Origin of the sequence: Marinococcus luteus, assembly GCF_034497705.1 — a bacterium.
Lineage (GTDB): Bacteria > Bacillota > Bacilli > Bacillales > Marinococcaceae > Marinococcus > Marinococcus luteus_A.
Genome location: NZ_JAXRUV010000004.1, coordinates 42,021 through 57,235 on the forward strand (window position 1 = coordinate 42,021; position 15,215 = coordinate 57,235).

The following is a 15,215-nucleotide window of genomic DNA, read 5'->3' on the forward strand; positions in this document are numbered from 1 at the left end:
TCGTCCCTTCTTCATCTTAATTCATCAGCGGTGCAGGCCGCATTCTGTTTTTCCGCTTCCTGTCCAGCGTCCGCTGCGGAGGTCTTCACCTTCGAGCACTTTCGCAGTGCACTGTACACAGCCGATACTTGGATAATTCTGCTCGTGCAGTTCGTTGTAAGGAAGACTGTTGTCTTCGATATAGGCCCAAATATCATCCCACGTCCAGTGGATCAGAGGACAGATTTTAATCGATTCAAACCGCTTATCTTCGTTTACAAACTGCGTGTTGCGACGCGTAAGTGACTGCGACCTGCGCAGCCCGGACATCCAGGCGCCGTACTGGCTCAATTCGTTTTCGAGGGGCTGCAGCTTCCGAATGCTGCAGCAGCGGTCCGGATCTGTTTCCCAGAGTCTATCGCCTTCCTGGGCCGCCTGTTGTTTAGGCGACAGTTCCGGCTTCAGCATTTTAACCTTTAACTCCGGATACTTGTCACGAACTGCATCAATTACATCATACGTTTCTTTAAAATGAAACTGGGTGTCAAGAAAAGCGATGGTTGCATCTGGTTTCACCTGGCTGATTAAATCGATCAATACAATTCCTTCAGCTCCGAAACTGCATGCATATACTAAATCATCGCCGTATTCGCCGTAGGCCCAGCGGATAACTTCAAGCGCACTTTTTCCTTCCAGCACTTCGTTATTCACTTGCTCCAATTCATTTGTCTGCAGGGAATCATATACTATCATGCGCTTCCATCCCTTTCACTTTAATATTGTACCTGTTTCTATTAAAAATGAAAATCTTATTTTAAAGTCTTTGAAATCCTCAGTAAGTTTATCAGGTTTATTAGCTTACAGTATATTTTAGTGGCTTCGTTTTGCAAAGTCAACAATACAAATCGTTTAACTAGGGATTACCCCTGGAGGAATTCTTCCGGTCATTCTATTTCCTGTAAGCATTAGCTTTCACATCAGTATTTATGGCATAATATAAAAGGATCTTAATTTAAAAACAACATCGGTTCAGCGCACAATTTTTAGGAGGCTACGGATGAAATTTATTGATAATGAAGGCATTAATGACCCAAGAATCAATTTAGCCATTGAAGAATTTGCTTTAAAAAACATGGATCTCGATAAAGACGAAATGTATTTGCTTTTTTATGTAAATAAACCTTCCATTATTATTGGGAAAAATCAAAATACAATCGAAGAAATCAACACCGATTATGTGGAGAAGCACAACATTCAGGTGGTACGGCGCCTTTCCGGCGGCGGGGCAGTCTATCATGATTTAGGCAATTTGAATTTCAGTTTTTTAACTAAGGACGACGGGAACAGCTTTCAAAATTTCCAAAAATTCACTCAGCCGATCGTCGATGCTTTGAATAATATAGGGGTCCCAGCCGAAATGTCAGGGCGCAATGATTTACAGGCAAACGGGAAAAAAATTTCCGGCAATGCCCAGTTTGCAACAAAAGGAAGAATGTTCAGCCATGGCACCCTGATGCTCGATTCAGAAATTGAAAACGTCGTAGCTGCGCTGAATGTCAAAGACGAAAAAATCCGCTCGAAAGGGATCAAGTCCATTCGGAGCCGTGTAGGAAATATCAATGAGTTTCTGGATGAGCCATTGTCTGTAGAAGCCTTCAAACAGCTCATTCTTCGCTACATTTTTGGTAGCGATGAAGATATCGAACAATACCGCCTGACCGATGAGGACTGGAATGAAATTCATAAGATATCTGAGGAACGTTACAGCAACTGGGACTGGAACTACGGCAAATCCCCGGCTTTTGATATTCACCGCAGCAAAAAATTCGATGCCGGCATGCTCGACGTCCGCTTTAACGTCAAAAAAGGCGTGATTCAGGAAACGAAAATATACGGTGACTTTTTTGGTACCGGGAACGTAGAGGATCTTCAGGAAGCACTTCAGGGTACGAAATATGAACGCGATGCCATCTACAAAACATTATCGCAGTTTGACCTTTATATGTATTTTGGAGCTATTTCCATCGATGAAGTAGTGGACTTAATTTATTAATTCAGTTGATTTTTTCGAAAAAATGGGAAATTACTCATTTTTTACGTGACCTTAGACCCTTATTTAAGTATCCCCACTCCTCTACAATTAAATACTAGAGACTAATAACCCGGAAAAGGTGAGTAAATAAAATGGCATTAACAGAAATTGGTATTGATTTAGGAACTGCGAATATTCTCGTTTACACGAAAGAAAAAGGCATTATTCTTAACGAGCCTTCCGTTGTAGCACTTCATATTGATACGAAAGAAGTCTACGCTGTAGGTACAGAAGCAAAAGAAATGGTTGGAAAAACTCCGGCCAATATCATAGCGACCCGTCCGATGAAAGAAGGCGTTATTGCAGATTATGATATTACATCTGCAATGCTTTCGCATATTATGAAAAAAATCCAAAAAGAAGCTGGCTTTACTCTCCGCAAGCCGAAGGTCGTAGTGTGCACCCCGTGTGATTCCACTTCCGTAGAACGCCGGGCCATCCGTGACGCAGTGCTTGGCTGCGGAGCTAAATCTGTTTCTTTAATCGAAGAACCAATTGCAGCAGCGCTCGGGGCAGAGCTTCCTGTAGATGAACCTAAAGCGAACGTCATCGTTGATATTGGCGGGGGGACAACAGAGGTTGGCATCATTTCCTACGGCGGCATTGTTTCCTCCCGGGCGATCCGGCGCGGCGGGGATCATATGGATGAGAGTATTACGCAGCATGTCCGCAAGGAATACAATATGCTGATCGGCGAACGTACCGCTGAAAATATCAAAATGGAAATCGGCTCCGCTATCCCTGATGGTGAAGTGCGTACGATGGAAATCCGGGGCAGAGACCTTGTGAACGGGCTGCCGAAAACCATTACCCTGGAGTCGCCGGAAATTCACCGGGCTATCACGGAAACCCTCGATCAGATTCTCGAAACCATCCGTGTGACTCTTGAACAATGTCCGCCTGAACTGAGTGGCGATATCGTCGATCAGGGAATTGTGCTTACCGGTGGAGGCGCACTTCTGAACGATCTTCAGGACTGGCTGAGCCGCCAGATTGTAGTACCGGTCCACCTTGCATCATCACCTCTTGAAGCTGTCGCGATTGGCACCGGGAAATCGTTGGCAATGATCAACAGCCTGCAGAAAGCTTCAATGTAATAACCAAAGAATCGTCCCCAGGCTCTTAGGCCAGAGGACGATTTTTTTATACCCGATCATTGAATTTTCCCAGAGCTTACTACTGTATCTGTTTTTGCAGCCACGGGTGAAGGTGGTCCAGCAGTTCATGGGACAGGTTGTCGTTCTGCTGTTTTGAATACCTGCGCTTCGTTTTAATGATCGAAAACTCTTCCGGCTGGTGTCTGAGAATATGATTCATCTCTTCGACTACATAAGCTTCTACCGGACCGCTTGTATGCTGGGCAATTGCACTGACGTCTTCTGCTTTCACCTGGGCATCTTTGCCGCCATTTACTGCAATCACAGGAATGCGCATGCGGTGAAAGGCTTCCCGCGGATCATAATCAGCATGCTCCTGAAACCATTTTACATTCACATTTTTGTATTTTTTTGAAGCTTCTTCATCAAGCAGCTCCTTGAGCACTTTATGCTGCTTTTTGATCATCCGCTTGTTTACTTTTCCCGTCTTCAGCGCACGGTAAAAGATCCCTTTCCCCTCACTTATTTCCCTTTCTACCGATTCTCCCTGTTCTAGTAAAATATCAAACAGCGGCTTAGGGGACGATGCGAGTGCCATCAGCCCCTGTACCTTTTCTTTTTCAGCGACCTTTGGAGCAATCGCCCCGCCTTCGCTGTGACCAAGAATGAAAATTCTCTCTTCGTCAATTTCAGGGATCATTTTCAAAAGACGCACCGCAGCAGCACCATCTTCGATTAAATCCTGCAGCCCCGTCTCAAGAAAATCCCCTTCACTGCTCCCTGTGCCTCTCTTATCATAACGCAGAGCCGCTATGCCCTGTTTTTCAAGCCAGGCCGCCAGTTGATTATAAATGTTTAATTTCATTCCCGGAGCGTTTCCATCGCGGTCTACAGGACCGCTTCCTCCAATTATCAGCACCCCAGGGACTTTTTCATACCTATTATCAGGCACGGTGAGCGTTCCGTACAATGTTTCTGTTTGATCAAGTGTTATCAGCTGTTCCATGCTTTCACGCTCCATTAAAAGGCTTTTTTATTAGTATTCCTATTTTTTGTTTAATAAAAACCTTTTTCACATCGATAATTATATTGACTAATTTGTATATACAAGTTAAAGTGAATTTATAAATTGGTACCGTTTTCAAATGCATTCATTTAAGGAGGAACCAAAATGGCAAAAATTACAAAAGAAGCCGTGGAAACAATTGTAGAAGCTGTGGGAGGCAATGAAAACATAGAAACTGTCACCCACTGCGTGACGAGGCTTCGATTCGTTTTGTACGATGAAGAAAAAGTGGACAAAGAAAAACTTACCAACCTCGATCTTGTCCGGGGGGCTTTTGCTTCCGGAGGTCAGTACCAGGTCGTCATCGGCCAGGGCACCGTAGACAAAGTTTATAAAGAACTGATGAGCGTTACAGGCCGTTCTGAAGAAAGCGGCGGCCGAGCAGGGGACGAAGATTCTGAAAGCAGCACCAGCGAAAAACAGAAATCTGGCAAAAAGCAGAATGCTTTTCAACGGTTTATCCGACTGCTTGCTGACATTTTCATTCCAATTCTTCCTGCCATTATCACCGCAGGGCTGCTGCTTGGTTTAAATAACCTCTTAACCGGCCCCGGCATATTTTTCGACGAAGCTGTGATCGAGGTGTATCCACAATGGACCGGTATTTCCGAAATTATTTTTATCATTGCAAACGCTTCATTTAACTTCCTGCCTGTTCTCATAGGGTGGTCCGCAGTCAGGCGGTTTGGCGGCAGTCCCCTTCTCGGTATTGTGCTCGGTTTGATTTTCGTTCATCCGGAGCTTTTAAGCGCATATTCTTACGGCGATGCGAGTGCAAACAACGAAGTGCCAACCTGGGATTTATTTGGCTGGAACGTTGAGCAGGTAGGCTATCAGGGCCAGGTGCTTCCAGTGCTTGTAGCTTCTTATGTTTTAGCACAAATTGAAATTTTCCTCCGGAAACGAATTGCGGATTCTATCCAGGTTCTGCTTGTTGCACCGATTGCTCTGCTTGTTACCGGATTCTTTACCTTTATTATTATCGGACCAGTTACCTTTGGTCTTGGGAACGCGATTACCGACTTCTTCCTCTGGACCTTTGATCAATACGCATGGCTTGGCGGCCTGCTTTACGGTCTCCTTTATGCACCGCTTGTTATTACCGGGCTCCACCATACATTCCTTGCGGTGGACCTGCAGCTTACAGCTTCCACTGACGGCACCTTCTTATGGCCGATTCTTGCTCTTTCCAACATCGCCCAGGGCTCTGCTGCTGTTGGTATGATGATTTTAGCCTGGAGAGATCAGAACATGCGGGGCCTTGCAGGCTCCGCCGGCCTCTCGGCGTATCTTGGCGTTACTGAGCCGGCATTATTCGGGGTCAATCTGCAGTACCGGTTCCCATTCTTCTGTGCGCTTATCAGCTCTGCCATCGCAGCAACGTTTATCAGTATTAATAACGTGCTGGCCTTTGCTGTCGGCGTCGGCGGTATTCCCGGCATCTTTTCCATCCGTCCGGGAGACTGGGGAGTATTCTTTATCGGAATGCTGATTGTCATTATCCTCCCGATTGTATTAACCTATCTCTATGGGCGTATTCGCAAAGTAGAAGTTTAACTAATGAATTCAGGCGTCTGCTGGTTTACTTGGCAGGCGCCTTTGCTCCATACAGCATATATGCGAAAGGATGAGCAGAATGGAACCGTGGTGGAAACGGGCAGTTATTTACCAGATTTACCCTAAAAGCTTTAACGATACTACCGGCAACGGGGTCGGCGATCTCCCCGGTATTATCGAAAAGCTTGATTACCTACAGGATCTCGGAATCGATGTTTTATGGCTCAATCCTGTGTACCCTTCTCCTCAAAAGGATAATGGATACGATATAAGCGATTACTATAATATTTACGATGTATATGGAACAATGGAGGACTTCGAACGTCTGTTGACTGAAGCTCATGCACGGGACATGAAAATTATTATGGATATCGTTATTAACCATACCTCTACAGACCATGCCTGGTTCCAGGCTGCTTCGTCAGATCCCGCGAGCTCTTACCGCGACTATTACATTTGGAAGGACCCTGTAGAAGGGAACGTACCAAACAACTGGGTGTCTAAATTTGGCGGCTCTGCATGGCAGTGGCATGAGCCGACAAATCAGTACTACCTGCATCTGTTTGACGTCAGTCAGGCCGATTTGAACTGGGAAAATGAAGAGCTGCGCCGCCAGCTGTATGACATGATGCATTACTGGTTCGATAAAGGTATTGATGGATTCCGGCTCGATGTCATCAATTTAATTTCAAAGGATCAGCGTTTTCCAAATGACGATATCGGCGATGGCCGCCGGTTTTATACGGACGGGCCGAGAGTGCACGAATGGATGCATGAAATGAATCAAAACGTATTTGCCCCGCACGGAGCTATGACTGTTGGAGAAATGTCCTCCACAACGATCGACCACTGCATCAAATACACCCGGCCGGACCGGGAAGAGCTGAGCATGACCTTTAATTTTCATCATTTAAAAGCGGATTACCCCGGAGGAGAAAAATGGACTCTGCCCGAATTCGATTTTGTGCAGTTAAAAGAAACGTTATCGGACTGGCAGAGCGGTATGTATGAAGGCGGTGGCTGGAATGCGCTGTTCTGGTGCAACCATGACCAGCCCCGCATTGTAAGCAGATATGCCGATGACACCAAGTACCGCGTAGAATCGGCAAAGATGCTCGCAGCAACCATGCATTGTATGCGCGGCACTCCCTACATCTATCAGGGGGAGGAGCTTGGGATGACGGACCCTTCCTACAGCTCCATTAACGACTACCGTGACGTGGAAACCATCAACTATTATGATATTATGCAAAAACAGGGCAAGAGCCCCCAGGAAGCGTTCGCTGTCATTCAGGCCCGCTCACGGGACAACGCACGTACACCGATGCAGTGGGATGGTTCGAAAAATGCCGGTTTCAGTGAAGCCGAGCCTTGGCTGCCAGTACCGGAAAATTATACGTTCATTAATGCCAAAGAAGCGGTAAACGATCCGGAATCTGTGTACCATTTTTACAAAAAATTAATTCAGCTCCGTAAGGATTACAAAATCCTTACGACCGGGGATTATCAGCTTTACCTGCACGACCATCCTTCTCTTTTCGCCTATACACGCGAGGACGAAGATGAAGCCTTACTCGTTATAAGTAATTTTTCGTCTGATACGATTCAGGCCGGCAGTCTGAATCTTCCCCGAAAAGAAGTGGCGGGCAATGTCTTTGTCACCAACTACAAACGGAATAGCTTTTCCCTGGAAGCTGACAGTCTGCAGCCGTATGAAACAATCGTTCTACATTATTAAAAATAGCCGTCCTGAGGTGTAACGAGCATGAGCACAAAAAGAAAATATTTAGACATCTATGAAGAAATAGCGCGCGGCATCCGCAATGAGCAGTTTCACCCTCATGCCCTGCTTCCTTCTGAGCATGAGCTTACTTCTATGTATGGCACGTCACGGGAGACGATCCGAAAAGCATTGAATCTTCTCTCCGAACACGGCTACATTCAAAAAATTCAGGGTAAAGGCTCCGTCGTGCTTGAAACCGGCAGGTTCGATTTTCCCGTTTCCGGGCTCGTCAGCTTTAAAGAGCTGGCAGAGCAGACCGGCAGCAACAGTAAAACCCATGTGCATTCCTTAACCCTTTCTACTCCACCCCTGGCCCTCCAGCATGCGCTCGAGGTTCAGGAAACGGAGCAGGTCTGGGAAGTAAAAAGACAGCGGAAGATGGACGGGGAAAACATCGTGCTCGACATTGACTACCTGCTTGAGCGCTGGGTTCCTGATCTCACTGAAGAGATTTGCGCTGATTCTATTTATGACTACGTGGAGAATAAATTGAAGCTTGTGATCAGCTTTGCGCGTAAGGAAATTACTATTGAAAAGCCGACGGAAGAAGATAAACAGCTTCTTGACCTCTACCCGGATTCGAGTATTGCGGTCGTCCGAAACTATGTGTATCTCGATAATGCAGAATTATTTCAATACACCGAGTCCAGGCACCGTTCGGATAAGTTCCGTTTTATCGACTTTGCCCGTCGTCACCGTTAAAATGGTATCAGGAGCAAGGTAAAGACAAATCGAAGGAGTGATTTCTCCTGTTTACGATAAGGGACTATCCGGAGTTTTCCTGGTCGCTGTCGAGACATAAAACGCTGCTTCAATGCGAACGGCAGTATGCCCACCAGTATTACTCCTCACACAACGGCTGGCTGCGGAATGCAGATCCTTTTCCGCGCCACGTTTACAGGTTGAAAAATTTAACCAATCTTGAAATGCTGTTTGGGTCTATTGTGCACGATCTAGTGGAAGAAACGCTGAAAAAATATTTAACTGATGGCCACCTTCCAACAAAGGACACTTTAAAAGAAACGATTCGCACCCGCCTGAACGCAGGGTTCATCGATTCTACGCAAAACGTGGAGCAGTGGCGTAAAAAACCGAAACATACGACGATGCTCCATGAAATTTACTACGGCGAAGAGAAAAAGCTGCCCGCGGAGAAAATTAAAAAAATCCAGGGCCGGCTCGAGGCTGTAGTAGAGCACATTTTAACCTGTGACACTGTACTTGAACTCACTTCTGACCGCCCCACCTATTACCTCGAATCGGAAGAACTCCGCACCATGAGCCTTGAAAATACAAAAGTGTTTGCCGTGCTCGATTTTCTTTATAAAGATGAAGAAAACAATAAATGGGTAATCGTGGATTGGAAAACTGGTCTGCAGACAGAAGAAGATCCATACCAGCTGGCTTTGTATGCGCAGTACGTCCTTGACTACTACCCGGAAACAGCGCTTGAGGATATCGTCGTGCGAAATGAATATCTGCTCGAAGGCACAAGTGTAGAACACCAACTCAATCATTCCACTCTTCAGGAGGTAAGAGAGCTGCTCGTCCAGAGCGTAAAGCGTATGGCCGGCTTCCTCGAGGACAAAGAAGCCAACAAGCCTCTTCCACTCGAATATTTCAAAAAAACGACCAACACCTTTGCCTGTAAGCGGTGCAACTTTTATGAGCTGTGCTTCCCGCAGCAGTAAACAGACAGCACGCTGCTGCCAAAAATGAAAAGTACCAGAGTCCGGATTACAGACTCTGGTACTTTTTATTTCGGAGGCATACGGAGCGCACCGTCCAAACGGATAGTTTCCCCGTTTAACATCGTGTTGTGGATAATTTCTTTCACAAGCGAGGCATACTCATTTGGAAATCCAAGCCTTCTTGGAAATGGAACGTTCTGCCCCAGCGTCTGCCGTGCTTTTTCCGGAAAGGACATATAAAAAGGAGTTTCGAATAAGCCCGGAGCGATAGCCATAACTCGTATGCCAAAGTCTGAGAGCTCTCTGGCCGCCGGCGCCGTCAGGCTCCAGATGCCACCTTTAGAGGCACTGTAGGCAGCCTGGCCAACCTGTCCTTCATATGCTGCGATCGAAGATGTATTAATAATGATGCCTCTTTCTCCCTGTTCGTTTGGTTCATTATGTCTCATCGCATCTGCACCGAGCCGGAGCATATTAAATGTACCAACCAGATTCGTCTGAATAACACGATTGAAATGATCGAGGGAGTGCGAATCCTTTTTATTCAAAATCTTCTCTGCAAGCCCGAGGGCTGCGCAGTTGACTACTCCGTCAATACGTCCGAACGTTTCTATTGTTTTATCAATAGTTGCTTTTCCTTTTTCATCTGAGGTGACGTCCATTTCAATAAAAATGGCGCTGTCACCAAGCTCTTTTGCTCTTTTTCTTCCGGGTCTCACCTCAAAATCGGCGATAACCACCTTCGCGCCGTTTTCTACAAGCATGTTCGCCGTAGCACCCCCAAGTCCGGATGCACCGCCCGGCAGTAAAAAGACTTTTCCGTTAATATCCATACTGCTTCCTCCCCTGTCTGTTCCTAAAGTATAAGCCACTACTGTCATTCTAACTTATAATTACCCTAAAGAACCATTCATCAAAAGTATATCCTCCTCCCTTTTCGGGAATATTTTAAAAAACGTGTAGATTCCTTTTTATAGAGGGAAGGTTATAATAAGAAAAGATGGATAGGATGTCCTCCAAAGGAAAGGAATGGAATGGACCATGAAACAAACGACCGGCTGGATGATTTTACGGTTTGTCATCGTAATAATAGCCGCTTTCGCCCTCGCATGGGCGATTGGCAAGATATTTTCCTATACGTATCCGTTCTGGATAGCTGCTTTTTTCGCGTGGATGCTTATGCCGCTTACGAGATGGCTTCATTATAAGCTGCGCCTGCCAAATGGGATAGCTGCCCTTGTCGGCCTCCTTTTTACTTTAAGCATCGTTGGAGGCATTATTACCGGACTGATCTTTCTTTCAATTGAAATATTCAATGTGATCGCTGAGAAGGGACCCGCGTGGATGGAGAGCACCTTTCAGCAGATGCAGAATTTTTACAATGAAAACATCCTTCCCTTTTGGGAAAGAGCCACAGGAGCCGCTTCCGGCATTGGCGGCCAGTCTTCTGTAGATCAGGGGATAGCGCAGCTCGGAAGCCAGCTCGGCTCTGGCCTTGGCTCAGTCGCCCAAACTACTGCCGACACCTTGACCCAATTAATTTTAGGCATTCCTACGCTATTGATCGTGCTGTTATTTATTATGCTGGCGATTTATTTTATCGGAAAAGACTGGAACCGCTATGCCGGAAAAATGAAATTGGCCCTGCCTCCCTTTATTATTGAGCGATTGAAAGCATTTTATCAGGCCATGTGGACGAGAGTGTTCGGATACATCCGGGCACAGCTGATTCTTATGCTCGTGACAGGCGTTATTGTGTTAATCGGCCTCCTTATCATGAGAGTCGAAGGAGCTTACTGGCTTGCGGCCATCGTTGGTGTCGCTGAATTTCTTCCATATTTGGGCACCGGCACTATTTTAATTCCGTGGGGAGTATATCTGATCCTGACGGGCAACTTTGGCCTCGGGCTCGGCCTTTTGATCCTTTACACCATTACAATGATTGTCCGGCAGATTATCGAGCCAAAAGTGCTCTCTTCGAGCATGAATCTGAACCCGCTCGCCGTGCTAATTTCCCTCTTTGCCGGCCTACAGATGTTTGGAGCCGTTGGTCTGCTGGCGGGGCCAGCCATTTTGGTTCTATTTATTATTCTTTGGGATATCGGTGTTGCGAAAGATATCTCCCGCTTTATCCGATACGGCTTTGATAAATAAAGTTTCCTTCACCACGGAAAAGAAGCCTGGCGCCTTTTGGAACAACCACGGTTTCTTTTCCGTAACTTCTGTTATGATTACTCCCAATTAGGGAACGGGGTACTATACTTATATTATGATTCAGAAAGGGTGTAAACATTGGATTCAACAACCGTTCATTCATCTAATGAAGAAGAAATACTGTCCGCCTGGCAAAAGGCCGATGACGCTTTCACTCCCTGGGCTTCTCTGTCCATAGAGAAACGGCTGAGCTACATACAGCTGCTTCGTTTTACTATTAGTGAGCTTCGCGAAGAGATTGCTGACATTATCTCCTCCGCTACAGGAAAACCACCTATTGAAGCAATGGGTTCTGAAGTCATTCCGGTGCTTGAAGCACTGCGCCACATTGAAAAAGAAGCTCCCGGCCTTTTCAACCGTGAGCGGGTTAGAACCCCGATGATTTTCATGGGTAAAAATTCATCAATTATCCGAAAGCCCCGGGGGAAAATTGCTATTATTTCTCCATGGAACTTTCCTTTTCAGCTTTCTCTTATCCCTGTTGTTGAAGCGCTGACCGCAGGAAACTGTGTGCTTTTAAAGCCTTCCGCAGAAACGCCGCTCGCGAGTCTTCTTCTAGAAAAAATCTCGGGTCTTTTTCCTGACGGAGTTTTTCAGGTTCTTCACGGCGGAGCTGAGACCGGAAGCTTAATGATTGAACAGCAGCCGGACTATATTCATTTTACGGGATCGGTCGCGACAGGTAAGGTTATCCAGAAGCAGGCCGCCGAGCATTTGATACCCACTACCCTTGAACTGGGTGGAAAGGATGCTATGGTCGTTCATGAAGATGCAAACGTGGAACGGGCAGCGAATGCTGCGTCCTGGGGTGCCTTCATGAACAGCGGCCAGGTCTGCTTATCTGTCGAGCGGGTGATTGTGCACGAAGAGATTCAGGAGGACTTCCTGAACAGTGTACGCAGCACCATTGCCGGTCTGCGCCGGGACGGGGAAAAAGAGTATGAAATCGGTCGGATGACGACAAAAAAGCAGTGGGATATTGTCTACAGCCAGGTCCAGGAAGCACTGGAGCAGGGTGCCGAACAAATAGCCGGAAAGTCTCCGGAACAGTGGGACGACCAAACTCTGACAATCGAACCGGTTGTTTTGACTGGAGTAACCGAAGAAATGCGGGTATGGAAGGAAGAGACTTTCGGTCCTGTATTTTCAGTACGGACCTATTCTACGATAGACGAGGCGCTAGAGCTGTTCAACGATACAATTTACGGTTTGAGCGGGTCCATTTTCACTGCTGATCAGGAGCTTGCGGCAAACTTTACCGCAAAGGTCCGCACGGGCAACTTCATGATCAATGACGTAATATCCCACGCTGCCAATCACTATCTTCCTTATGGAGGCACAAAACAGAGCGGCATTGGATCCTACCACTCCACCGCAGGTATGCGTTCATTCAGTATTGAAACGTCCGTTATGAGCGCAAGAGGGAGTATGAACAGCGAAATTTTATGGTATCCTTATGAAGGAAAGTTCGAATCACTTTCGCAGATCATCGACTATTACTATGGCAGAAACCGTAACTGGAAATCATTTTTGCAAACGTTTATGGGCCTCACGCGCCGGCCGTAATGCTGATGTTTTCCGCCTGCCTTTAGGAGCATGAAAAATGGGAAGTTCATCAAAATGGAAAGCATTCACCCCGAAAAAGCTGTGGGACCGTGTTAAGCAGACACTTCAGCCCGCTTCCGCGAACGGAGAAAAATCAAACAGCAGGCTGGACCGGCGGCGGCAGCACAAAGAGCGTCAAAAGGACACACGTCTGTATAAAACATCGCTTTATGCGTTTTATACAATGTGTGTACTGCTGATGCTTATGCCCTTTGTTTATTTTCTCCCGTGGTCATCCATTGCCACCTGGCTGGTGGTACTGATTCTGCTTACGCTCGGAACAACAACGACTCTCGCTGCAATCACAATAAAAAAGCAGTCACATCACGTGCCGCTTTTATACATGTGGTTTATTCTGCTCATGTCTGCATTATTATTAATTATCTACCTGGGCATACTTATTTATTTTCGTTTTTTTCTGCTTTAATCGCCCCGTGCTACTGTTCAAGGTATGGATCGAGTGTTTTATCCTGAAGTGGTTTGTACTGCAGCTCGTAGGTTGTTTCGGGCACTGGAAGGAGGCCGGCTTGTTCGGCCTCCTTTGCTGTTTTTGCCGTGTACACTACCGGAATGCCGCTCCAATTGATGGCAGCTTCACACATTGGGCAGGGCTCACCGCTCGTGTACAGCTCGCAGTCACTTAAATCTGTAGTTTCTAAAAGCCGTGAAGCGGTCCTTATTGCTTCGAGCTCAGCATGAGTCGTCGGATCGAAGGTTTTAAAGGTTTTGTTCCCTTCCTCTGCCACTATTTCCCCGTGCCGGACAATGACGCACCCAAAAGGATCTCCTTCTCCTTCTTTTTTTACCTTCTGCGCCAGCTGAACCGCCCGTTTCATCAAAGCACCATTGTACATAACCGTGCCCCCCTATACTTTAGACTGGTATTCGTTTACGAAGGCGCTGTAAAGATGCTGCGAATACTCCAAATCCTCTCCGTGACAGATTGATAATTTTCCGGGAGCCACTTTCTGTATGGTTTTCGTGCTTCGCATCGCCCGGTCCATATTAGCAGTAAACTGTTTCATTGGAGGCCCTATACGCCCATTTTTAGAAGTAACCATGTCGCCAGTGATCAGAACGTCATCTTTTTTATGATAATAAGCGGTATGGCCCGGCGAGTGTCCCGGCGTAAAATATGGATCAATTCCCATCATGGAATGAAAAACGCCACGGCTGTCCCCCGGCAGCTGCTTTACAGAAAATCCTTTTGTATAATCCGTCGGTTTTTTGCGGTTAGGGTAAGGTTTTTCCCCCGTTATGTAAGGAATCTCGAGCCCATGAATATAAACAGGTGCATTTACTTTATCCTGAATATAAGCGAGTCCGCCTACATGATCCGGATGACCATGGGTTAATAAAATCATCTGAACCCGTCCAAAACGCGCTGCTTCTTTTAAAATTCTTGGCGCCATTGGCCGAATGCCCGTGTCGATAATGATTGATCCATTCTCGTGCTTCACGACCCAGGCGCTGATAGTAATTCCTACTTTCATGTGCACCTTAATAATATTTTCACTCACCTGGCTTACTTTCACCATCTGCGATCCACTCCTTTCTTCCTTTTCCCTTCCCTTCCTGCTTCCGATTAACGCTTTATTTTTTCGGGAAAGAGAATAACGCTGATTTAAATCTAATTATCTGTTTACAGTGTACACAATATTGTATATAAAATTCTACCGCGAAAGGATGTTATTTATGCTCTCCCCCTGCCCTAACAGCCCAAATTGTGTTTCCACTATGAGCTCCCCTGAGGATAAACGTCATTACATGGCTCCTATACAGTACTCAGGCAGCCCGGAAACAGCGAAAAGCACTATCCGCCATATCATTCAGCAGCAGAAGTATGCGGAAATTGTTCATGAGGATGAGAACTATATTTCGGCTGTGTTTACAACACCGGTACTTAAATTCAAGGATGATGTCGTTTTTTACTTCGGAAATGAGGGGCATGTCCATTTCCGTTCGGCTTCAAGGCTCGGCAAAGGTGATATGGGTAAAAATAAAAATAGAATGAAAGAAATTACTGCCCTATTTTATGACCAAAATAATGAATAATATATAAGAAGAATTTCGTGTTTTTATTGATTTTCTCCCCCTTTTATAGTAAAGTCGGATTTGTTGATATTGATAA

The 15,215-nt window shown here is 46.1% G+C and carries 15 protein-coding genes; 10 read left to right on the plus strand and 5 right to left on the minus strand.

The features are described 5' to 3' along the window. Positions 1-24 precede the first annotated feature (24 nt). Positions 25-732, minus strand: coding sequence for a phosphoadenylyl-sulfate reductase (locus Q9M42_RS08120; protein ID WP_322525992.1), 708 nt, complete (start codon positions 730-732; stop codon positions 25-27). A 304-nt stretch (positions 733-1,036) separates the two neighbouring features. On the opposite strand from Q9M42_RS08120, the gene Q9M42_RS08125 reads away from it, so the two are divergent. Then, positions 1,037-2,032, plus strand: coding sequence for a lipoate--protein ligase (locus tag Q9M42_RS08125; protein WP_322525993.1), 996 nt, complete (start codon positions 1,037-1,039; stop codon positions 2,030-2,032). A 131-nt stretch (positions 2,033-2,163) separates the two neighbouring features. Next, positions 2,164-3,168, plus strand: a complete 1,005-nt coding sequence (gene mreBH, locus Q9M42_RS08130; RefSeq protein ID WP_322525994.1) for a rod-share determining protein MreBH — start codon at positions 2,164-2,166, stop codon at positions 3,166-3,168. A gap of 79 nt (positions 3,169-3,247) precedes the next feature. Here the strand turns inward: mreBH and Q9M42_RS08135 are convergent, their stop codons facing one another. Next, complete coding sequence (locus tag Q9M42_RS08135) at positions 3,248-4,174, minus strand: alpha/beta hydrolase family protein (RefSeq protein WP_322525995.1); 927 nt, start codon at positions 4,172-4,174, stop codon at positions 3,248-3,250. 165 nt (positions 4,175-4,339) lie between these two features. On the opposite strand from Q9M42_RS08135, the gene treP reads away from it, so the two are divergent. The 4 genes from treP (at position 4,340) to Q9M42_RS08155 (ending at position 9,265) form a co-directional block, all read left to right on the plus strand. Then, positions 4,340-5,791 carry a PTS system trehalose-specific EIIBC component gene (treP, locus tag Q9M42_RS08140; RefSeq protein ID WP_322525996.1) on the plus strand — a complete coding sequence of 484 codons (1,452 nt, stop codon included), beginning with the start codon at positions 4,340-4,342 and terminating at the stop codon, positions 5,789-5,791. Positions 5,792-5,870: 79 nt separating this feature from the next. Then, positions 5,871-7,529, plus strand: coding sequence for an alpha,alpha-phosphotrehalase (treC, locus tag Q9M42_RS08145; RefSeq protein WP_322525997.1), 1,659 nt, complete (start codon positions 5,871-5,873; stop codon positions 7,527-7,529). Between the two features lie 27 nt (positions 7,530-7,556). Next, complete coding sequence (treR, locus tag Q9M42_RS08150) at positions 7,557-8,276, plus strand: trehalose operon repressor (RefSeq protein ID WP_322525998.1); 720 nt, start codon at positions 7,557-7,559, stop codon at positions 8,274-8,276. Positions 8,277-8,362: 86 nt separating this feature from the next. After that, complete coding sequence (locus tag Q9M42_RS08155; protein WP_322526183.1) at positions 8,363-9,265, plus strand: PD-(D/E)XK nuclease family protein; 903 nt, start codon at positions 8,363-8,365, stop codon at positions 9,263-9,265. A 65-nt stretch (positions 9,266-9,330) separates the two neighbouring features. Here the strand turns inward: Q9M42_RS08155 and Q9M42_RS08160 are convergent, their stop codons facing one another. Beyond that, positions 9,331-10,098 carry a 3-hydroxyacyl-CoA dehydrogenase gene (locus Q9M42_RS08160; protein WP_091616072.1) on the minus strand — a complete coding sequence of 256 codons (768 nt, stop codon included), beginning with the start codon at positions 10,096-10,098 and terminating at the stop codon, positions 9,331-9,333. A gap of 196 nt (positions 10,099-10,294) precedes the next feature. Between Q9M42_RS08160 and ytvI the strand changes: the two genes are divergently transcribed. From ytvI to Q9M42_RS08175, 3 genes are all read left to right on the plus strand, one after another. After that, positions 10,295-11,419 (plus strand): sporulation integral membrane protein YtvI, encoded by a 1,125-nt coding sequence (gene ytvI, locus Q9M42_RS08165; protein ID WP_322525999.1) that lies wholly within the window; start codon positions 10,295-10,297, stop codon positions 11,417-11,419. A 138-nt stretch (positions 11,420-11,557) separates the two neighbouring features. Then, entirely contained in the window at positions 11,558-13,045 is a 1,488-nt protein-coding gene (locus Q9M42_RS08170) for an aldehyde dehydrogenase family protein (RefSeq protein ID WP_322526000.1), read from the plus strand. Positions 13,046-13,082: 37 nt separating this feature from the next. Then, complete coding sequence (locus tag Q9M42_RS08175) at positions 13,083-13,511, plus strand: hypothetical protein (RefSeq protein WP_322526001.1); 429 nt, start codon at positions 13,083-13,085, stop codon at positions 13,509-13,511. Between the two features lie 10 nt (positions 13,512-13,521). Here Q9M42_RS08175 and Q9M42_RS08180 read toward each other — a convergent pair whose 3' ends face one another. Both Q9M42_RS08180 and Q9M42_RS08185 read right to left on the minus strand, forming a co-directional pair. Next, entirely contained in the window at positions 13,522-13,938 is a 417-nt protein-coding gene (locus Q9M42_RS08180; RefSeq protein WP_322526002.1) for a nucleoside deaminase, read from the minus strand. 12 nt (positions 13,939-13,950) lie between these two features. Continuing rightward, positions 13,951-14,622: an MBL fold metallo-hydrolase gene (locus Q9M42_RS08185; protein WP_322526003.1), complete on the minus strand. Its 672-nt coding sequence runs from the start codon at positions 14,620-14,622 to the stop codon at positions 13,951-13,953. 157 nt (positions 14,623-14,779) lie between these two features. Between Q9M42_RS08185 and Q9M42_RS08190 the strand changes: the two genes are divergently transcribed. After that, the gene (locus Q9M42_RS08190) at positions 14,780-15,139 is read left to right on the plus strand and encodes a DUF1499 domain-containing protein (protein WP_322526004.1); all 360 of its coding nucleotides are present in this window, start codon (positions 14,780-14,782) and stop codon (positions 15,137-15,139) included. The last annotated feature ends 76 nt before the right edge of the window (positions 15,140-15,215 follow it).